This is a genomic window from Ruegeria sp. HKCCA6837 (genome assembly GCF_013034475.1).
GTDB lineage: Bacteria > Pseudomonadota > Alphaproteobacteria > Rhodobacterales > Rhodobacteraceae > Ruegeria.
In genome coordinates, this window is sequence record NZ_WQGD01000015.1 from 69,081 (window position 1) to 87,943 (window position 18,863).

Consider the following 18,863-nt stretch of genomic DNA (forward strand, 5'->3'; position numbering starts at 1 on the left):
AGTGTGAGGGAGGGGCGTAACAGTATCGACCCTGCTCTCGAATTGGTGAAATGCCGTGTGCGAAAAAGGCGAAAAAAACCGCCGATTCAAGAGCATGTTTCAGCGAGTTGCTGCCTAAATGTGCAAGTATTTCAATCTTCGAAAGGGTTTTCGGCGCTCAGAACCGCCTGAGTATCCGCCCCGCAGACCGGTGGCGCGCTGCGATATGTTACAGGCGTACGAGACAAGTTGAGTGGATTCCCGATCAGGTTGACCTGACCAGGTTGGGCTTGCATTGCGATCTGCATCTGCCGCGCGGCCACCTGTTCAGTATCAAAGACCTGATCAAGCGTCTGAACCGGACCAACAGGAACTTTGACGGCTTCAAGTCCAGAAATAACGGCCTGTGTGCTCAACGTTTTAACCGCAGGACGAAGAACCGCGTTCAGCGCATCTCGATTTTCCAAACGGGCTGGATTGGTTGCAAATCTGGGGTCGTCGGCCAGTTCTGCTCTTTCGATAAAGCTGCAGAGTTTTCTGAACTGACCGTCATTTCCAACCGCGAGAATGACGTGCCCGTCAGCGGTTTCATAGACGTCGTAGGGTACGATATTCGGGTGCCCGTTGCCGCGCCGCTGCGGGACATCGCCTGAAGTCAGATAATTTACACCTTCATTGATCAGCCACGCGATCTGAGCATCCACCAAAGCCAAATCAATCTGCTGCCCTTCGCCAGTCAGGTCGCGGTGACGTAGTGCGGCAAGGATGCCGACGGCTGCGTACATACCACACATCACATCTGCGATTCCGACGCCAACTTTCATGGGCGCACCTTCCGGATCACCGGTCAGTGACATGATCCCACCATAGCCCTGTGCCATCAGATCGTAGCCGGGCTTGCTGGAATTGGGGCCTGTCTGTCCGTAGCCCGATATTGAGCAGTAGACCAAATCGGGAAACTCTTGCGACAGGGTGGCGTAGTCGAGACCGTATTTCGCCAGCCCGCCGGGCTTGAAATTTTCGATAAGGATATCCGCATGTGACGCCAGCCGCCGAATTTCCGCCTGGCCTTCGGCTGTGGCGATATCCAGAGCGACGGATTTCTTGTTGCGGTTGGCTGACATGAAATACGCACTTAGGTCCGAGCGGTTGCCCTGGGCATCTGTCACATAGGGCGGACCCCATTGTCTTGTGTCGTCGCCGCCTGTGGCGGGGTTTTCGATCTTGATGACGGTTGCGCCCAGATCGCCAAGCAACTGCGTGCATGTGGGCCCTGCCAGAATCCGGCTAAGATCCAGAACCTTGACGCCGTTCAGGGGGCCTTCAGATGCGGCCATCATAACCTCCGCGCTCAATTTCAGCAGCAATGACGGTAAATGTCTCGGCCTTTACAGCAGCTTCCAACGCTGCGCGCAACTCTGCCCTGTTGCGAACGGTTTGGCCATTCCCACCAAAGGCTCGGCCCATGGCAGCGAAATCATGGTGGCCAAAGTCCACGCCCTTGTTGCCCATTTGTCTTTGACGCTGTTTCAGTTCGATCAGAGCAAGGCTTGCATCCACAAAGACCAAAAAGATCGGGTTGCCTCGCATTTCGGCGGCGGTCGACAATTCACCAGCCACCATCAGAAAACCGGCATCGCCTGAGAAGCTGATGACCGGGCGTTGAGGTTCGGCCAGTTTCAGGCCGATGGCCATCGGAACCGCGCAGCCCATAGTACACAGCGCCGAAGACTGGATCAGCCCGCGCTCTTCACTGCACCCCCACATCTGACTCAGCAAAATACGATGTGCGCCGCTATCTGCGGTTGCCAGAGTTTCAGGGGGCAAAACCGCCCGGGTTTCAGCAATGACTGCCGCCGGTCCCCAGGATTCGTCATTTGGGAAAGCCTCTGCCAAAGCAGTTTTGACCTGTGAGGGCTCGCCATTTGGCCAAGTTGTACGGGCGGGGTTGCCTTTGGCGATGGCTTCCAGCGTTTCGCCTGTATCGGCAACAAGGTTTAGACCCGCCTGATGCATGTAATGATCGTTCACCACGGCAGAGATGTCGATGACGCGCTTGGTTTCGGGATCCCAAATCTCGCGCCAACCGGGCCGCATTTCGATCGGGTCATAGCCCAGGCACAGCACCAAATCGGATTGTTCGACCAGCGGCACCAGATGTTTGTCCGCCAACGGAGACAGGCCCGCACCGCCCAGACACAGGGGGTGATCCTCGGGCACCACGCCTTTGGCCTTGTAGGTCGTCACGAAGGGAATGCCGAAATGTTCCAAAAACGCCTGCACCACACTGCGCGAGTCATCATAGAGGACATCCAGACCGATGATGGCAATTGGGCGCTCGGCCTCGGCCACCCATCGGCGGGCCTTTTCCAGACACTCCCCCCCCGGGCTTACTGGCGCGACCTTGGCAAGACGGCGGCGTTTCACACCGATCACTGGCGTATCAGCAACCGAGATAGGTACATCAACATGAACCGGGCCGGGGCGCGGCTGCATGGCCAGCGATACCGCCTTGTCGGCCACCACGTCCGCGCCCTTGGCGGTCAGCGTGAAGGTACCCTTGGTGATCGAGCGGTATACTTGGGCGTGGTCCATGACCTGATGCGTGTAGATCAGGGCCTCATCTGCGTCGACACATCCGGTCAGAACGATCATGGGCACGCGGTCCTGCAGCGCATTTGCAACGACGTTGATACCGTTCATTGCTCCCGGACCAAGTGTGGCCACCAATATCGCAGGTGCGCCATCGCGGTGATGCACCGCCTCTGCCATAAACCCGGCAGAATTTTCATGCTTGGTCAGATGGAAGGTGATGCCTGCCTTCTCTAGTGCGTCCACCAGCGTAAGAACCTCACCCCCTGGCATCCCAAATGCGTGGCGGCACCCCGCTTCGTACAGGCGTTGGGCCAGAAGATCCGCAGCGCGGGGCGAAGAGTCCTGCATCAGTCATGCTCCGAAATAACCGTTTCAAAGCAGATTGCGGAGGACGCCCACAGACGCAAGCCGGTTCACGCCAGTGTGACTATTTGACTGCGTCTTCGGCGACAGATTGAAACTTTGTGTCAAGTTCTGCGGCGATGTCCAGCAAAGCCTGCCCACCTTCCGATGCGTATGGGGCAAAAACAAAGCTGGGAGTTTTGTAGGACAGAGTGGCAGAGCCGTCCTCGTTTTCGGTGACATAAAAGCGGATGGGCGCTTCGATCATCGCATGGGTCGAGGTTTCAAGCACCCGCACTGCATAGTCATTGTTAAAGGCCCCGATCACCCGGTTGCCCGGAATGGTGATCCCGCGCGCAGCCGCCGCCTTGGTGGGGCCAGCCTGAGTTACGACGATCAACCCGTTTTCCTTGATGGCGGCTTTGGTGGCATCGACCAGTTCGGCATAGGGCTTGTCTGATGGGTGTACGACCCAACCCTTGGGTATGTCTTGCGCCCAGACGGGCAAAGCGATCAGGCAGAACAGTGGTATGAGCGCTTTCATCATCACGTCTCCGAAAACTTGCTGAATCATGTGTGCCAGACTTGGCCGTGTAGCGCAGTCACAAACCCGTGTTCGGCTCGCGCTTTTATGCGGCGCGCTTCTTTAACAGGTAGATATCCATGATCCAGCCGTGATCGGCGCGGGCTTTGGCTCGGGTGTCCAGAATCCGCTGCGCGACTAGATCCAGAGGGCCGCTGATCAGCAGCTCTTCTTTCATACCCACATACGCGCCCCACCAGATGTCGAATTCCGCCATTTCAAGGGATTGGAACGAGCATTCTCCATCTAACATAACCGCTACTTTTGAGCCGGTTGCGGGCCACCCTTCATCCCGAATGCGGCGGCCAGTTGTGACGACATAAGGCGCACCCAGATCATTGATCGGGATCGCGTGGGCCGCAGTCAGCGCTTGCAAGGCAGTAATGCCGGGGATCACTTTCGTGTTGAGTTTGGGGTCCAGCCGTGCAGCGATGCGCAGCGAGCTGTCATAAAGCGACGGATCCCCCCAAATCAGCAAGGCCACATGTTGTGCCGTTGGGTGGGTATCCATAGCCTCTTGCCAGCGCAGGGCAATGGCATCGTGCCATTCGTCAACTCCGCGCAAATAGCCATCGTCAGCGCGGCGTTTGGGGATATCGAAATATGCGATCTGGGGCGCGGTATCGGTTACTTCGGCAATGATTTCCTCGCGCAGCCCGGCCAGATCGGCTTTGTTCTCTCCTTTTCGCGGAATCAGAATCAAGTCCGCCGCCCGGATCGCCTTCGCCCCTTGAAAGGTCACATGATCGGGGTTTCCCGTGCCGATGCCAATCAGGCTTAGGTCAATCATCTTCGAACTCCGCCAGTGGGCCATACAGGATCAGCGCCGGAGCTTTGCCAATCTCGGACTTCAACTGATCCGCCAACGCGCCGATGGTAGCGCGCCGGAGCTTTTGATCCGGGGTCGACACGGATTCAGCCATCAACGCCGGAGTGTCCAGTGGCAGGCCATGAGCATTCAACGCTTCAACCAGCAGCGGGAAGGTGCGCTTGCCCATGAACACAACGGTGGTGGCCTGAGGGTCAGCCAAAGCAGTCAGGTTCAGATCGTCCGGCAGTTCGCCGCTGACGTCGTGGCCGGTGACAAACTGCACCCGCCGTGCGGTCAACCGGCGTGTCAGCGGAATACCGGCTGCAGCCGCCGCCGCAATGGCTGAGGGGATGCCAGGAATGATCTCATAGGCAATACCTGCTTCACGCAGAGCCACGAGCTCTTCTTCCAGACGCCCGAACATGCCGCCATCGCCGGACTTCAGCCGCACAACGTGCTGGCCGGTCTGGGCATAATCCACCAACAACCGGCTGACATGGTCCTGTTTGGGCGAGGGGCGTCCAGCCCGTTTGCCGACCCCCACAAGATCCGCATCCTCGCGCGCGTGGCTCAGAATGGGCCCGCTGCTCAGGTCATCAAACAGCACCGCATCCGCTTTCTGCATCCGGTCCACGGCCTTCAGTGTCAGCAATTCAGGGTCTCCGGGGCCCGAACCGATGAAAGAGACAAAGCCGCTCATGCCGAGGCCTCTGCGATCAGGTGAAAGAACGTGCCGGTGACATTGCCGCGCACCGAGCCTGTCTGCGGGCCTTCTGCGCCTTCTGCATCAAACACACGCGCAAGCGGCGCATCAGGTTGCTCCACGATCGAAGAATAGTGGAATTCGTGCCCGCGCAGTGCAGCGCCTTCAGCAAAACCGGGCATGGGCGCAAGAAGCTCGGCCTTGCGATATCCAAGGTTGAACTTGCGCTTTTGATAAGATGTCACCAGTCCCAGCAAACCTGCCATTTCATGCCGCGCGCCATCTTTGTCAATCAGCGCTGTCCCAAGCGCCATATACCCCCCGCATTCCCCATGAACGGGCTTCGACTCAGCATGCTTGCGCAGACCCGTCAGGAACGTGTTCGCAGCGGCCAATGTTCCAGCGTGCAGTTCCGGGTATCCACCGGGCAGCCAAATCAGATCGGCATCCATCGCCGGGGCTTCATCGGCCAGTGGCGAGAAAGGCAGGATTTCGGCCCCAGCCGCGCGCCAGCCTTCCAGCAGGTGCGGATAGGTGAACGAAAAGGCCGCATCTCGAGCCAGCGCAATCCGCTGAGCAGGAGGGCGCGGCAGCGCGGCTGACGATGGCCCGCCGGGGCCTGAGGAAGCCGCCCGTTTGATCGCCTCAAGATCAACATGTTCGCGCAGAAATGCCGCATAGCCGACGATTGCGCTTTCCAGATCAGGGTGCTCGACAGCCTGAATCAACCCCAAATGCCGTTCGGGCAGGGTCAGGTCACCACGACGCGGCAATACGCCCAGCACTGGCAGGCCCGCGCGTTCCATCCCCAGACGGGTCAGGCGTTCGTGCCGGGGGCTGGCGCAGCGGTTCAGGATCACTCCGGCAAAGGACAGATCGGGGTTGTACATCTTGAACCCCAACGCCGTCGCTGCCGCCGATTGCGCCTGACCGCCGACGTCCAGAACCAGCACCACCGGCCATCCCATCCGCGCAGCGGTTTCAGCACTTGACCCGTGGCCCAGCTCTCCGGGCTTGGCGACACCGTCGAACAGCCCCATCGAACCTTCGGCCACAACGATATCCGCGCCCTCGGCCTGCGCCGAAATCGCGCCCAGAAGGGGCTCGCCCATCGCCCAGCTGTCCAGGTTGAACGAGGCTCGTCCCGCTGCCGCCCGATGGAACGCAGGATCAATGTAATCCGGCCCGCTTTTGAACGGTTGAACGGTCAGACCATCCTCGGCCAAAGCGCGCAACAGGCCCAGCATCACCGTTGTCTTGCCGGTGCCGGAGGACGGCGCTGAAATCAGAACGCCGGGGGGGTTAGTCATCGCCGTGGCTCCAGCTGGACCAAGGGCTTTCTGCGCTTTGCGGGCGATAGCGGCGGTCGTAGTCTTTCGAATACAGGCAGCTTTCGTCGAAACCTTCGCACGCCAGCGCCGGACCGACCATAATCAATGCAGTGCGCGAGATTTTCTCGTCCAGCGCGTCTTTCAGCGTCTCCAGCGTTGCTCGAATGATCTGCTCATCCGGCCAGCTGGCGCGGTAAACTACGGCTACCGGGCAATCTGCCCCATAGGCCGGTGTCAGATCGGCGATGACCTTGTCCAGATTGCCGATCGACAGGTGAATGGCCAGCGTCGCCCCAGTACGCGCAAAGTTTTCCAGTGTTTCGCCTTCGGGCATCGAGGATGCTCGTCCCGGCGTCCGGGTCAGCACCACGGATTGCGCCAGACCCGGCAACGTCAGTTCCGTACCCAGCGCAGCAGCGGCAGCGGCAAACGAAGGCACGCCCGGTGTGACGCTGATCGGGATACCCATCTCTTTCAGGCGGCGTATTTGTTCACCCATAGCCGACCAGACCGACAGATCACCGGAATGTAGGCGCGCCACATCCTGACCCGCTTTATGGGCCGCGTCGATCTCGGCCATGATCTGATCCAGATCCATGGGCGCGGTGTTGATGATCTTTGCGCCCTCGGGGCAGTGGCTCAGGATCTCTTCCGGCACCAGAGACCCAGCGTAAAGGCACACAGGGCAGGATGCGATGATATCGCGCCCGCGCAGTGTCAACAGGTCGGCGGCGCCCGGTCCGGCGCCGATGAAATGAACGGTCATGTTTGTCCTCCGATGGCTATGGCGCAGGTCGCCAGCCGGTCGTCTGAAATCTGTCTGGGTGAAAGCAGCCGCGCGCCCGAGCCAAAAAGCTTTCCGGCGGCAGCCAATGCGGATGCTTCGGCCACGCTTCCGGTGCCATAGGTGGCCCGGCTGCGGGTCGAGCAGGTGAGTGTGCGTTGCCCGGCCAGATCGGCTGCGGCAACGAAATGCACGGGCAGAGACAGCTCTTCTGCAAAGGATGTCAGTGCTGAATGGCCTTCCTTGTCGGCGACAGTCGCTAAGGTTGCCACATCATGGTTCGCAGTCGCCGCGTCAAACGCTTCACGCAAGCTGTCGGCTGTCGCAGAAGAAGAGAAACCGAGGCCAGCAACGATCATAGCGTCACGCTCCACTGCACCACCGGATAGGCGGATTTCCAGCCGCGACTTGGTCCCAGCGGGGCTGAATGCGCAAGTTCTATCCGAAGCAGGTCACCGCCCAAGTCTTCGTGCCAACGTGCTAGCAGGGCCTCGCTTTCCAATGTGACCGCATTGGCTACAAGGCGTGTGCCTTTGGGAAGCGCATCGCGCAGCCACGCCAGCAGATTGGCGCTCAACCCTCCGCCGATGAAAACGGCATCCGGCAGGTCGACACCGGACAGCGCTTCTGGTGCGGTTCCGTGTACTACATTCAATCGATCCTGCCCCAACGTATCCGCATTTCGGCGGATACGCTCGGCCCGGTCAGCACGGGGCTCGAAACACGTTGCGGAAAGGGTCGGATCACACATCAGCCATTCGATGCTTATTGAACCCGTGCCGCCGCCGATATCCCACAGATGTTCCCCCCGTTGCGGGGCAAGCGCTGAAAGGGTCAGCGCACGGATGGGGCGTTTGGTGATTTGACCGTCGGTTTCAAAGATGTCATCGGGTTTGCCAGACGCTTTGGACAGGGCCGGACCTGAGCCGGTGACGTCCAGGCCAACGCAGACGGGATGGTCGAACGTGCCAAGAAGGGCCTCGGTCAGAGTGACGGTTTTGGAGCTTTCGCGTGGACCGCCCAAAGCCTGCATAACGTGCAGAGAAGAATCTGCAAAACCGGTTTCAGTCAAATATGTTGCCAGTTCCGCCACAGCCTTTCCGTCGCGCAGCAACAGAATCGCGCGCAGACCCGGGGCCAGATGGGGCCGCAAACGGGTCAGCGGCGCGGCGTGCAGGCCAAAGGTCAAAGTACTTTCCAAGGGCCAGCCGAGCCGTGCAGCGGCCAGCGAAAAGGTGGATTGGCCGGGCAGGGCGGTCCATTCACCGGCATCGAAATTGCGCGCAATGACCGAGCCCGCGCCAAACCAGAACGGATCGCCCGAAGCCAGAACAACGGTCTGTTTCCCGCGCAAACCTTGCAGGATCGGCAAGCCATCCAAAAACGGCACCGGCCATTCGATGCGCTCTGCTCCGGTTTCGGGCAGCAGCGACAAGTGGCGCGGTGGCCCCATGATCACTTCGGCCCGGTCCAGCACTTGACGGCTTGTTGGCGACAGGCCATCAAGTCCATCTTCGCCCAATCCCAGAACGGTCAGCCACGGAGCATCAGACATGACTAATCTCCTGATCCCCAATGTGTTGCTTCTGGGCGGTACGACCGAGGCCAACGCCTTGGCTAAAACCTTTGTGGAACAACGAATTACGGCTGTCTATTCCTACGCAGGACGGGTGGAAACGCCACGCCCGCAGCCTTTGCCAGTCCGTGTTGGCGGTTACGGCGGCTCGGAAGGTTTGGCGGATTTCATCCGCGACAACGCCATCACTCATGTCGTGGACGCAACCCATCCGTTTGCGGCCCAGATGAGCCGGAACGCGATCGAGGCGTGTTGGGCAACGCAGATGCCCCTGGCCGCGCTGACCCGCGCGGCGTGGACGCCGCAGACCGGCGATAACTGGCATCACGTCCCTGATATCGCGGCGGCTGTCGATGCACTGTCCGGGGACGCACAGCGGGTTTTCCTGGCCGTTGGCCGCATGCATCTTGAGGATTTTGCCGCCCAGCCCCAGCACAATTATCTGCTGCGTCTGGTGGATGACCCCGACAGCTTGCCCCTGCCGAATGCCGAAGTTGTCGTTGCCAGAGGGCCCTTTACCGAAGCCGACGATCGCGCGCTGATGCAGCGCCATGGGACGCAGCTTGTCGTCTCCAAGAACGCGGGAGGCACCGGCGCGCGGGCCAAGCTGGATGCGGCGCGCGCGCTGGGCCTGCCCGTGTTGATGATCGACCGCCCGGTTCTGCCGCAACGGACCGAGCTTACGACTGTCGCACAGGTTCTGGACTGGCTGTCTCATCCCTGATCCTTATCAGGGGTAAAACGTGGGGTGTAGACGATTGGTGTGCCTTTGCGCTCGATCACGCGGGTGCGGGACGAACCCACAATGACCACTGTCTGCATATCCGCCATCTCGGGCGTGGCTTCGGCAAGCGTCGAAATTCGGATCGCCTCGTCTGACCGCGAAACCGCGCGAGCGAACATAATCAGGCGCTCGGGCTCACATTCGTCACGCAGGATTTCCAATGTCTTTACAAAGCCTTCCGGACGAGACTTTGAGCGTGGATTGTAGAAGGCCATCGAGAAATCGGCCTGTGCCGCCAGACGCAGACGCTTTTCGATTAATGACCACGGTTTCAGATTGTCGCTGAGGTTTATGGCACAGAAATCATGTCCCATGGGCGCACCCGCCCGCGCAGATGCGGCCAACATTGCGGTGATGCCCGGCAGTACATCGATCTGAAGTTCGCGCCATTCAGACGGGCCGCTCTCCAGCGCCTCAAAGACGGCTGCGGCCATGGCAAACACACCGGGGTCGCCCGAGGATACGACGACAACTTTTTTGCCCTCGGCAGCCATTTGCAATGCGTGTTGCGAGCGGTCGATTTCGACCCGGTTGTCGCTTGCGTGCAAGGTCAGGCCAGGGCGTTCGGTCACACGCGCGACGTACGGGATGTAACCTACCACATCGGTGGCCTCAGCCAGCGCCGCAGTGACTTCTGGTGTCACCAATGCCTCGTCGCCCGGCCCCAGCCCTGCAATCTTGACCCAACCGCTCATGGCCGCCGTCCCTGACCATGCACCACGATGATCGAGAAATACGGGGTGATCTTTTCGCATGCCTCCGACAGTTTTGTCACCGTTTGGTTCGGCATCTGTGCGTATTCGACGATCCACGCCCGGTCATAAAGACCTGAGGTTTTCAAAGCCCGCTTCACCTTGTCGATGTTCCGCCCGATCTTCATCACAACCAGCGCATCGGTTTGTGCCATACGCTCGGCCAAAGTGTCTTCGGGCAAGGTGCCAACCAGCACGGTCAACACGTCATCACCCCATGTGATCGGGTCACCTGTCGCGGTCCATGCACCGGACATGCCGGTGATTGCAGGCACAACCTCAACCGGAGCTTCATGGCGCAACCGGTTGTAAAGATGCATGAACGAGCCATAGAAGAACGGATCGCCTTCGCACAAAACCACAACGTCCTCGCCCTGTTCGGACAGCGTTTTCAGATGAGCGGTGCAGTCTTCATAGAAGGCGGAGAGCAACTCATTGTAACGTGGGTCCGTGACGGGGATTTCAGTGGTTACGGGGTATTCCATCGGGAATTCAACCGCACCTTCAGGGATCATGCCGTTGACGATCTTGCGGGCCTGACCGCTGCGGCCCGGCTTACGGAAGAAGGCCACATGCTTGGCGTTGCGCAACAGGCGATCGGCCCGGACGCTCATCAGGTCCGGGTTGCCGGGGCCAAGGCCCACGCCGTATATGGTGCCCATGATCATTCTGCCCGACTTGCGATGGCGTTGACGGCGGCCACGGTGATGGCACTGCCGCCCAGACGACCTTTGACAATGCAGGACGGCACGGGTTGTGCTTCCCACAGTGCATCTTTGGATTCTACAGCGCCGACAAAGCCCACGGGGCAGCCAATGATCGCGGCAGGGCGCGGGCAGTCGGGGTCTTCCAACATGTTCAGAAGATGGAACAGGGCCGTCGGCGCGTTGCCGATGGCGACCAATGCACCGTCCAGATGCGGACGCCACAGTTCCAGCGCGGCAGCAGAGCGGGTGTTGCTCATCTCGGCGGCCAAAGGGCGCACGCGTTCGTCGTGCAGGGTGCAGATCACTTCGTTATCGGCGGGCAGACGGAAGCGGGTCACACCTTCGCTGACCATACGCGCATCACACAGGATCGGTGCGCCACTTTCCAACGCCGTACGGGCAGCCGTCACAAAACCAGGCGAGAAATGGACGAACTCTTCCAGCCCGACCATGCCCGCGGCGTGGATCATCCGGACGGCGACTTGCTCTTCATCGGCATCAAAACGGGCCAGATCAGCCTCGGACCGGATGGTGGCAAAGCTTTCCTTGTAGATCGCCGCGCCATCGGTTTCGTATGTGTAGGGCATCAGGAGAAGTCCATAGTCGTGAGTGTTTCGGGGTCGAGCCCGCGCTGGCAGGGCTCATCCCCTGCGCGGCCTTGTTTTACAAGATCAAATCGTCCGTTTGCGCCCACCAATGTGATGTCGGCAGGTCCCATCCGGGCACAGCCCTTGGCGCAGCCCGAGACATGCAGGCGCCCGGGTACGCGCGCAGCCAAAGCACGGGCGATGTCGCGGGTTTCCACCTGCGCCTGCGGGCAGAACGGTGCGCCGGGGCAGGCGTCGGTGGTCATCAGCGGGTCAGAGGCATCCGTGACAAACTCTGGTGCGGGTATCGCCGCCCCGCCTTCCAGCAGGATCAGCCGCCACGGCGTGACGCGCAGGGCAGATGCGCCGCTGTCGTCAATCAGATCATAAAGCTTGCGCGCGGGCAGCGATCCAAAAGCCGCGCCATATAGCGCGCCCAGATCACACGGGCCAGGTTGCAGTTTTGAGCCAACGGGACCGGGCGCATGTCCTTGCCATTCCCGCGGCAACGCGTCGACGACCCGCGCCATGCGGCGAGTTTCGGACGTGTATGTCTTTGAAAACCACATGGCTAACGCGATCGCATGATCAATGGCGTCGGCCTCGGTCACGGGCCGCCCGGTTTCGCAGCCATCGGCGCGCAGGATCAGACCGTCAACGCCCGTTTCCAGACGAATATCCGCCGAATCCGCGTTCAAAAGCCGCGCGGGTCCGGTGTCGATGGCAAAGCCGAACTTGGCGGGAAGGGCAGGCAGCTCCGCCAGCCGGTCGATCAATTCCTGCGTTAGGCGCGCAGTCAAATCATCGGCCTGATACAGCGGAGTGACCAGAATATTGCGTCGCACCTCGATGCCGGGTTCTGCATCTAGAAGGTTCAGCGCTGCAAGCTCCTTGAGCAGCGGCTGATGGTCATAGTCCTCCACGCCGCGCAGTTGCAGATTGGCGCGGTTGGTCAAATCGATCGACCCGTTGCCAAACCGATCTGCAAGGTCGCACAGACCCAGCGCCTGATCAGCCGTCAGGCGTGCCAGCCGGGGCCGGACCCGCACGACCAGCCCGTCGCCGGACATCATCGGGCGGTGGGCGCCGGGGCACCAACCCTGCACGATAGGAGCGCTCATGTCAGGCCCTCCAGATCCGCCCGGATCGAGTTTCGACGGGTGTTCCAAAGCCCGGCCTCTAGCAACGCGCGGAACCGGTCCTGCATTGCTTGATGCGCCAGGGGGTTGGCCTCTTGTAGGAAGGCGTCCACCTCTTCGTTGCCCAATGTGGCATCATGGTAGAGGTCGAACAGGTGTGGTGCGACTGTCCCGGACAGATGCGCGAAGGATGCCATGTGATCCAGCGTTGCCGCGATTTCAGCCGCGCCTCGGAACCCATGCCGCTGCATCCCGGCAATCCAGTTGGGATTGGCGGCCCGTGCGTGAACGACGCGGCTGATCTCTTCCGGCAGGGTTCGGGCGCGCGGGTTTTCGGGGTTGGTGTTGTCCAGATGGTACAGCTGCGCGCTGCCGCCGGTGACCTTCTTGGCCGCAGCGAATCCGGCCTCATGCGTGGCATAGTCATTGGCCAGCAGCAGATCGGTCTCGGTCAGATCCTGCAGATGAACAAAGCTGTCGGCATTGGCCACGCGCTGGGTGATGCCGTCTTTGTCCTGGGCGATGTGTTCGCCTTCCAGCGCAAAAGAACTGGCTTCCAGCCAAGCCTCACCCGCCTGAACGCGTGCCTCGTCGCTGTAGACTTCGGACAATTGGGTCATGTTGACGCCATAACTCCCGGGCGCCGGGCCGTAGACGCGGGCCGTAGGGGCCAGACCTGCATAAGGGTTCCAGTCTGGCGCCTCGTCACGCGCAGACAGCGCACGAACGGCCTGACCGTATAGAGCCGAAAGGGTCGGGAACACGTCCCGAAACAGTCCCGACACGCGCAACGTCACGTCCAGTCGCGGGCGACTGAGATCCGTGATCGGAAGCACCTCGATGCCAGATACACGCTCTGAACCTTTGTCCCAAACAGGCTTTACACCCAGAAGATGCAGCGCCATGGCGAATTCTTCGCCCGCAGTACGCATGGTGGCTGAGCCCCACAGGTCAACAATCAGCCCTTTGGGGTAATCGCCTTCTTCTTGCAGATGACGGCGCACAAGCTCTTCAGCCAGTTTGACGCCCTGCGCATATGCTGCGCGGGTTGGGACCGAGCGTGGGTCGGTTGTATAAAGGTTCCGCCCTGTCGGCAGCACGTCCGACCGCCCACGATACGGAGAGCCGGATGGGCCAGCCTCGATCCTTTTGCCCCCGAGCGCGTCGATCAGAGCACTTCGTTCGGCATGGGCCGAAGCCGTTGGGTCGAAATTGCCTGTCACTTCGGGCACGCGGCCAAAGATATGTAGCCCGTCGCCGAATTGGCTTTCCTTGATGTCACAGACAAAGCGGTCTATCCGGGTGATCGCCTCGGCTGTGCAGGTGGCTTGATCGAGCCCAAGATCGTTTTCCAGCCCGATGGCTTGCGCTTCGTCACGAATATCTTCTTGCAAACGGTCGCGGCGCTTGGGGTCTAACCCGTCTGCGTTCGAGAACTCATCCAGCAGCGACTCCAACCGCACCATCCGGTCCGGCGTCCCGCTTTCCTTCATCGGCGGTGGGATATGGCCCAGCGTGACGGCCCCGATCCGACGCTTGGCCTGCGCGGCTTCGCCGGGGTCATTGACGATAAAGGGGTAGATCACTGGCAGGTCGCGGATCAGCGCTTCCGGCCAGCAATCGGCAGACAGGGCCACAGATTTACCCGGCAACCATTCCAGAGTGCCATGCGCACCGATATGGATCAGCGCGTCCGCACCAAGACCTTTGCGCAACCACAGATAAAAGGCGACATAGCTGTGGCGGGGTGTGCGCGACAGGTCGTGATAATCGTCATCGCGCAGTTCGGGTGTTCCACGTTCGGGTTGCAGCGCGACCAGAGCTTGGCCCCGGCGCAGGGCGGTGAAATGGAACGCGCCATCTGCAATGGCCGGATCGTCTTCGCATTTGCCCCAAACCGTTTGAAGGTCGGTTCGCAATTGCTCGGGCAGATCGGTCAGCGCGTGCAAGTACTCGTCCAGCGGCCAAGAAATGCGGGCGTCCAACAGTGTTTCAGCAATCGGCTCTGCTGGCGCGGTGTCATAACCTTCGTTCTGGAGATCGGACAGCATCGCCTCGGCGGATGCCAGCGCGTCCAGGCCCACCGCATGGGCCATCTGCCAGTCTTTCCCGGGGTAGGTCGACAGCACAAGCGCCGGGATCTGATCCGTCTTTGGTTTGTCGTTCAGGCGCAGCCAGCCTGATACCCGGTCGATAATGGCTTCGATCCGTTCGGCCTCGGCCCGATGGGCAAAGCGGGAGTATTCCAGATGAGGATCGCGTTTGCCCGGTTCCTTGAATGAAGCGATGCCCGCCGAAATTCGTCCGTCTACCTCAGGCAAGACAACATGCATGGCAAGGTCGGCGGGCGAAAGACCGCGTTCCGCTTCGGCCCAGGCTTTGCGGCGCGAGGTGGCCAGAGCAACCTGAAACACTGGCACATTGGCGGCATCCAGCGGAGACGTGCCCGATGCACCTTTGCCCGAAAAAGACGTGGCGTTGATGATGGCAGCGGGGGTCAAAGTCCCAAGCGTTTCGCGCAACCAATCGGCCGCTGTTGGCGCTTTGAGCGAAGGTGCGAACAGGCCCACTGCGGCAAATCCGCGTGCGCGCAAGCTGCGGATCAGAGCTGCGACTGGAGCAGTGTCGGCCGACGTCAGGTAGGCGCGGTAAAACGTGACGACGATACGTTTCGCGCCGCCTTCGAACGCGGTATCCGCTGGGATTACACCACGATCCGGGCACCATGCCCCGCATTCAGGCAGAGTCTTTGCGCCCATCACCGGCCCGGCATAAAGCCCTGCTGCCAAGGACATCTGGGCCAATGCGGCTTGCGCTGCGACCTCTCCACCTGTGTCGCACAGATGGGCCAAACGGCGCAGCGTTGAGACGGGCAGGGTGGAATAGTCATCCAGCCGCGTATCTTCGCGCCCATCCGCAGGCAGAACGGCAAGCGCGATACCCTTAGCCTGCGCCAGCGCCAGAACCTGCTGCAAGCCGTAGGACCAGTAAGGCACGCCGCCAATCAGGCGGATTAGAATGCCCTTGGCGCCGTCCAACGTCTGCTCGACATAGGTGTCGACGGACAGAGGGTGTTTGAGGGCGGTCAAATTGGCCAATCGAAGCGTCGGCATTCGCCCCTCGGTTCCGCCGCCACGATGCCAACCCGCCGCGAAAGCGCCGAGGTCGCTGTCCGAGAAGGACAAGACAACCAAATCCGCCGGGCTTTGGCCCAGATCGGTTGGGGTCTCGGTTTCCTCGAGCCCGTGGCTTTCGCGGAAGACGACGTGCATGGGTTACTCGGCAGCCTCGGTGACGCCTGCAAGGATTTCGCGGATTTCGGCCTCTTTGATATCGTCATGCTCGGCAATGACCACCAGACGCGAACGGCGCTCTTCCTCTGGTCCCCATGGGCGGTCATATTGGTGACGGACCCGTGCGCCCACAGCCTGAACCAGCAGGCGCATCGGTTTGCCCTGAACGGCGGCATAACCTTTGACACGCAGGATGTTCAGCTCGGTCGCCAGACGTTCGATCTTGGCGACCAGATCGGCCGGATCGGTTTGTTCCGGCAACTCAACGATGATGCTTTCAAAATCGTCATGTTCGTGATCGTGATGACCGTCGTGGTGCGACGGGCGCGCATCCATGTCGTCTTCGGCTGCGGCTTCCAGACCCAGTACAACGCGGACATCCACGACGCCCTCGGCGACTTCGACAACAGGCAGGGGGCGTGGGGCTTCGGTGGCGATGACTTCCTTGGCCTTGGCTACACCTTCGGGCCCTGCAAGATCAGGCTTGGTCAACAGGATGATGTCGGCGCACGAGATCTGATCCTCGAACACTTCGGACAGGGGCGTTTCGTGGTCGATCGAGTCGTCGGCCATGCGCTGGGCGTCCACAGCTTCGACATTCGGGGCAAAGCGACCGGCGGCAACGGCCTCGGCATCGGCCAGAGCGATCACGCCATCGACAGTGATCTTCGAACGAATGTCCGGCCAGTCGAATGCTTTCAACAGCGGCTTGGGCAGGGCGAGGCCGGAGGTTTCGATCAGGATATGCTCGGGGCGCGGTTCCAGCGCCATCAGGGCTTCGATGGTTGGGATGAAGTCGTCAGCCACTGTGCAGCAGATGCAACCGTTCGCCAGTTCCATGATGTTTTCCGCCGGACAATCCGGGATGGCGCAGGATTTCAGGATGTCGCCATCCACGCCCACGTCGCCAAACTCGTTGACCACAACGGCCAGACGTTTGCCCTGCGGGTTCTGTATCAGGTGTTTGACCAGCGTTGTTTTGCCCGAGCCCAGAAAGCCGGTGATCACGGTGACGGGAAGTTTTTCGAGATTCGACATGTCAGGCTCCAATCGGGGGAATGCGCGAGGCGCAGTTTTTGCGGAAATGTTCAGGGCGTTCGCGCCATTTCACCAGGCCATCTTCGGTAGCCAGATACTTGGTCGCGCCGTCGATGATCACATCGACATGGTCCACTTCGTTCAGGTTCTCGTAAACGAAGGTCCAGCGATCGGGACCGCCGCGCAGCACGATTGAACAGCCCTGATCGCAATTTGACAGGCATTCGACAGGTTTCAGTGTAATGCCGTCGGGCAATTCGGCCTGTTCCAATGCTTGATGCAGCAAAGTGCCGGGGCGCTGCGCTTCGTCTTCGACAGCCAGCCCGCGGCGGCAGGTCGTGCAGACCAGAAGCTCGACCGGTGTGGTCTCAGTCATGTCTCTCATCCCCCCAAATCCTCTTCGCGGGGGACGGGGTTTCAAGCGGGCCACGTGTCGCAACATGGACCCGACACCGGAACACCCCGCCCGGTTTCAACTTCGGGTGCTGGCAGGTCTCCCGGCTTGCGGATGTCAGAGACCTGGTACGTTAGGGTCCTCTGTCGGATGTCCCGCCTTCCCGGCCTTGGCCAGTGGCATTGGGCACCCTCTCCGGTCACGGTCGCGGGGGCGGCTGCGTTTGGCGAAAGATCCGTTGACGCATTCCCTTTTCATCGGCTCTTGCCGACACCAACGAATGGGTCATGCGGCACCGCTGGCCCGCTTGTCAAGCGCGTTGCGCGTAACATCAGGGTGTGGGTGTGAAAAGCGACCTGTGGTTGTCGTTGGGCGGCATGAATGGTCAGATAAATCCGTGATCGCATGACGGGTACAAGCCAGCAGGGAGAGGCGACATATGAAAGTAGGATTCATCGGGTTGGGAAACGTTGGCGGCAAGCTTTCGGGTTCCTTGCTGCGAAACGGGATTGATCTGACAGTGCATGATCTGAACGCGGATCTGGTGGCCGAGTTCGTCGCCCTTGGCGCAAAGGCAGCCGAAGGCCCGGCACAGTTGATGTGCGATTGCGATGCCGTCATCACCTGCTTGCCATCGCCTGCGGCATCAGATGCGGTCATGCAAGAGATGCTGCCCGAAGTGAGCCCCGGCAAAATCTGGATGGAGATGTCGACAACCGATGAGACCGAGGTCAAGCGTTTGGGAGCCGAGGTGATCGAACGCGGAGGCGCGGCAGTGGACTGCCCGGTTTCGGGCGGGTGCCATCGGGCCGCCACCGGCAATATCTCGATCTTCGCGGGATGTGATCGTACGACTTTTGAGCGAATTCTGCCGTTTCTGACCACCATGGGGCGGCGTGTTTTGCACACAGGTGAATTGGGCTCTGCCTCGGTTCTGAAGGTGATGACCAACTATCTGGCCACGGCCAACCTGATCACCTGCGCCGAAGCGCTGGTCACGGCAAAGGCTGCCGGGATGGATCTGAACACAACATACGAGGCGATAAAAATTTCGTCCGGCACGTCCTTTGTGCATGAAACGGAAAGTCAGGTCATCCTGAACGGATCGCGCGATATTTCTTTCACTATGGACTTGGTGAAAAAGGACATTGGTCTGTTTCAAGAGGTCGCTGACCGCGCCGGGGTGCCTCTGGAAATGAACCCGGTCATGATCAAGATTTTTGAAGATGGCATTGCCCGGTATGGGGATCGCGAGCTGTCGCCGAATATCATCAAACGACTGGAAGAGGCGACAGGCCTGGACATCACAGCCCCCGGTTTCCCGCCGGAGATGGAAGATGATGAACCGGAAGAGCCTGGTTACGAAGTTGTTCCGCAAGGGCGAGGTCCGGCGTAAAGGTCCAGCCTAAGCTTTCTAACGACATGTCATCGGCAATCGGGGTGGCCAGCCCAGAAATCCGGCCCC

The 18,863-nt window shown here is 60.4% G+C and carries 18 protein-coding genes and 1 riboswitch; of the genes, 2 read left to right on the forward strand and 16 right to left on the reverse strand.

The genetic code is table 11. The annotated features are described in order from the left end of the window. Window positions 1-131: 131 nt before the first annotated feature. The 9 genes from GOV91_RS17955 to cbiE form a co-directional block, all read right to left on the reverse strand. Window positions 132-1,316, reverse strand: a complete 1,185-nt coding sequence (locus GOV91_RS17955; protein WP_171236505.1) for a CaiB/BaiF CoA-transferase family protein — start codon at window positions 1,314-1,316, stop codon at window positions 132-134. Further along, the gene (locus GOV91_RS17960; protein ID WP_171236506.1) at window positions 1,303-2,922 is read right to left on the reverse strand and encodes a thiamine pyrophosphate-binding protein; all 1,620 of its coding nucleotides are present in this window, start codon (window positions 2,920-2,922) and stop codon (window positions 1,303-1,305) included. The genes GOV91_RS17955 and GOV91_RS17960 overlap by 14 nt, the downstream gene beginning before the upstream one ends. A 79-nt stretch (window positions 2,923-3,001) precedes the next feature. Further along, window positions 3,002-3,460, reverse strand: coding sequence for a DUF302 domain-containing protein (locus GOV91_RS17965; RefSeq protein WP_171236507.1), 459 nt, complete (start codon window positions 3,458-3,460; stop codon window positions 3,002-3,004). A gap of 85 nt (window positions 3,461-3,545) precedes the next feature. Beyond that, window positions 3,546-4,289: a precorrin-6A synthase (deacetylating) gene (gene cobF / locus GOV91_RS17970; protein WP_171236508.1), complete on the reverse strand. Its 744-nt coding sequence runs from the start codon at window positions 4,287-4,289 to the stop codon at window positions 3,546-3,548. Next, window positions 4,282-5,010 carry a uroporphyrinogen-III C-methyltransferase gene (cobA, locus tag GOV91_RS17975; protein WP_171236509.1) on the reverse strand — a complete coding sequence of 243 codons (729 nt, stop codon included), beginning with the start codon at window positions 5,008-5,010 and terminating at the stop codon, window positions 4,282-4,284. Before cobA ends, cobF begins: the two co-directional genes overlap by 8 nt. Beyond that, window positions 5,007-6,323, reverse strand: coding sequence for a cobyrinate a,c-diamide synthase (locus GOV91_RS17980; protein WP_171236510.1), 1,317 nt, complete (start codon window positions 6,321-6,323; stop codon window positions 5,007-5,009). Before GOV91_RS17980 ends, cobA begins: the two co-directional genes overlap by 4 nt. Beyond that, complete coding sequence (gene cobM, locus GOV91_RS17985) at window positions 6,316-7,110, reverse strand: precorrin-4 C(11)-methyltransferase (protein WP_171236511.1); 795 nt, start codon at window positions 7,108-7,110, stop codon at window positions 6,316-6,318. The genes GOV91_RS17980 and cobM overlap by 8 nt, the downstream gene beginning before the upstream one ends. Continuing rightward, a complete protein-coding gene (locus GOV91_RS17990) occupies window positions 7,107-7,487 on the reverse strand; it encodes a cobalamin biosynthesis protein (protein WP_171236512.1) in 381 nt (126 codons plus the stop codon). Before GOV91_RS17990 ends, cobM begins: the two co-directional genes overlap by 4 nt. Next, window positions 7,484-8,683: a precorrin-6y C5,15-methyltransferase (decarboxylating) subunit CbiE gene (gene cbiE, locus GOV91_RS17995; protein ID WP_171236513.1), complete on the reverse strand. Its 1,200-nt coding sequence runs from the start codon at window positions 8,681-8,683 to the stop codon at window positions 7,484-7,486. Before cbiE ends, GOV91_RS17990 begins: the two co-directional genes overlap by 4 nt. Here cbiE and GOV91_RS18000 point away from each other — a divergent pair. Then, window positions 8,682-9,428 carry a cobalt-precorrin-6A reductase gene (locus GOV91_RS18000; RefSeq protein ID WP_171177492.1) on the forward strand — a complete coding sequence of 249 codons (747 nt, stop codon included), beginning with the start codon at window positions 8,682-8,684 and terminating at the stop codon, window positions 9,426-9,428. The genes cbiE and GOV91_RS18000 overlap by 2 nt on opposite strands. Here GOV91_RS18000 and cobJ read toward each other — a convergent pair. The 7 genes from cobJ to GOV91_RS18035 are packed head-to-tail and all read right to left on the reverse strand — an operon-like array spanning window position 9,419 to window position 17,380. Continuing rightward, window positions 9,419-10,183, reverse strand: coding sequence for a precorrin-3B C(17)-methyltransferase (gene cobJ, locus GOV91_RS18005; protein ID WP_171177490.1), 765 nt, complete (start codon window positions 10,181-10,183; stop codon window positions 9,419-9,421). The genes GOV91_RS18000 and cobJ overlap by 10 nt on opposite strands. After that, window positions 10,180-10,908 carry a precorrin-2 C(20)-methyltransferase gene (locus GOV91_RS18010; protein WP_171236514.1) on the reverse strand — a complete coding sequence of 243 codons (729 nt, stop codon included), beginning with the start codon at window positions 10,906-10,908 and terminating at the stop codon, window positions 10,180-10,182. The genes cobJ and GOV91_RS18010 overlap by 4 nt, the downstream gene beginning before the upstream one ends. Continuing rightward, the gene (locus GOV91_RS18015; protein ID WP_171236515.1) at window positions 10,905-11,534 is read right to left on the reverse strand and encodes a precorrin-8X methylmutase; all 630 of its coding nucleotides are present in this window, start codon (window positions 11,532-11,534) and stop codon (window positions 10,905-10,907) included. The genes GOV91_RS18010 and GOV91_RS18015 overlap by 4 nt, the downstream gene beginning before the upstream one ends. Next, window positions 11,534-12,655, reverse strand: coding sequence for a cobalamin biosynthesis protein CobG (locus GOV91_RS18020; protein ID WP_171236516.1), 1,122 nt, complete (start codon window positions 12,653-12,655; stop codon window positions 11,534-11,536). The genes GOV91_RS18015 and GOV91_RS18020 overlap by 1 nt, the downstream gene beginning before the upstream one ends. Then, window positions 12,652-15,945, reverse strand: a complete 3,294-nt coding sequence (cobN, locus tag GOV91_RS18025; protein WP_171236517.1) for a cobaltochelatase subunit CobN — start codon at window positions 15,943-15,945, stop codon at window positions 12,652-12,654. The genes GOV91_RS18020 and cobN overlap by 4 nt, the downstream gene beginning before the upstream one ends. A gap of 3 nt (window positions 15,946-15,948) precedes the next feature. After that, complete coding sequence (gene cobW / locus GOV91_RS18030; RefSeq protein ID WP_171236518.1) at window positions 15,949-17,004, reverse strand: cobalamin biosynthesis protein CobW; 1,056 nt, start codon at window positions 17,002-17,004, stop codon at window positions 15,949-15,951. Window position 17,005: 1 nt separating this feature from the next. After that, window positions 17,006-17,380, reverse strand: coding sequence for a DUF1636 domain-containing protein (locus GOV91_RS18035; protein WP_171236519.1), 375 nt, complete (start codon window positions 17,378-17,380; stop codon window positions 17,006-17,008). A gap of 93 nt (window positions 17,381-17,473) precedes the next feature. Next, window positions 17,474-17,691: riboswitch (cobalamin riboswitch) on the reverse strand. A gap of 146 nt (window positions 17,692-17,837) precedes the next feature. Between GOV91_RS18035 and GOV91_RS18040 the strand changes: the two genes are divergently transcribed. Beyond that, window positions 17,838-18,794, forward strand: a complete 957-nt coding sequence (locus tag GOV91_RS18040; RefSeq protein ID WP_171236520.1) for an NAD(P)-dependent oxidoreductase — start codon at window positions 17,838-17,840, stop codon at window positions 18,792-18,794. Window positions 18,795-18,863 lie beyond the last annotated feature (69 nt).

Bases quoted from the DNA above. Each gene is read 5' to 3' on its own strand.
- GOV91_RS17955 (WP_171236505.1), bottom strand. From the start codon at position 1,316: ATGGCCGCATCTGAAGGCCCCCTGAACGGCGTCAAGGTTCTGGATCTT.
- GOV91_RS17960 (WP_171236506.1), bottom strand. From the start codon at position 2,922: ATGCAGGACTCTTCGCCCCGCGCTGCGGATCTTCTGGCCCAACGCCTG.
- GOV91_RS17965 (WP_171236507.1), bottom strand. From the start codon at position 3,460: ATGAAAGCGCTCATACCACTGTTCTGCCTGATCGCTTTGCCCGTCTGG.
- cobF (WP_171236508.1), bottom strand. From the start codon at position 4,289: ATGATTGACCTAAGCCTGATTGGCATCGGCACGGGAAACCCCGATCAT.
- cobA (WP_171236509.1), bottom strand. From the start codon at position 5,010: ATGAGCGGCTTTGTCTCTTTCATCGGTTCGGGCCCCGGAGACCCTGAA.
- GOV91_RS17980 (WP_171236510.1), bottom strand. From the start codon at position 6,323: ATGACTAACCCCCCCGGCGTTCTGATTTCAGCGCCGTCCTCCGGCACC.
- cobM (WP_171236511.1), bottom strand. From the start codon at position 7,110: ATGACCGTTCATTTCATCGGCGCCGGACCGGGCGCCGCCGACCTGTTG.
- GOV91_RS17990 (WP_171236512.1), bottom strand. From the start codon at position 7,487: ATGATCGTTGCTGGCCTCGGTTTCTCTTCTTCTGCGACAGCCGACAGC.
- GOV91_RS18000 (WP_171177492.1), top strand. From the start codon at position 8,682: ATGACTAATCTCCTGATCCCCAATGTGTTGCTTCTGGGCGGTACGACC.
- cbiE (WP_171236513.1), bottom strand. From the start codon at position 8,683: ATGTCTGATGCTCCGTGGCTGACCGTTCTGGGATTGGGCGAAGATGGA.
- cobJ (WP_171177490.1), bottom strand. From the start codon at position 10,183: ATGAGCGGTTGGGTCAAGATTGCAGGGCTGGGGCCGGGCGACGAGGCA.
- GOV91_RS18010 (WP_171236514.1), bottom strand. From the start codon at position 10,908: ATGATCATGGGCACCATATACGGCGTGGGCCTTGGCCCCGGCAACCCG.
- GOV91_RS18015 (WP_171236515.1), bottom strand. From the start codon at position 11,534: ATGCCCTACACATACGAAACCGATGGCGCGGCGATCTACAAGGAAAGC.
- GOV91_RS18020 (WP_171236516.1), bottom strand. From the start codon at position 12,655: ATGAGCGCTCCTATCGTGCAGGGTTGGTGCCCCGGCGCCCACCGCCCG.
- cobN (WP_171236517.1), bottom strand. From the start codon at position 15,945: ATGCACGTCGTCTTCCGCGAAAGCCACGGGCTCGAGGAAACCGAGACC.
- cobW (WP_171236518.1), bottom strand. From the start codon at position 17,004: ATGTCGAATCTCGAAAAACTTCCCGTCACCGTGATCACCGGCTTTCTG.
- GOV91_RS18035 (WP_171236519.1), bottom strand. From the start codon at position 17,380: ATGACTGAGACCACACCGGTCGAGCTTCTGGTCTGCACGACCTGCCGC.
- GOV91_RS18040 (WP_171236520.1), top strand. From the start codon at position 17,838: ATGAAAGTAGGATTCATCGGGTTGGGAAACGTTGGCGGCAAGCTTTCG.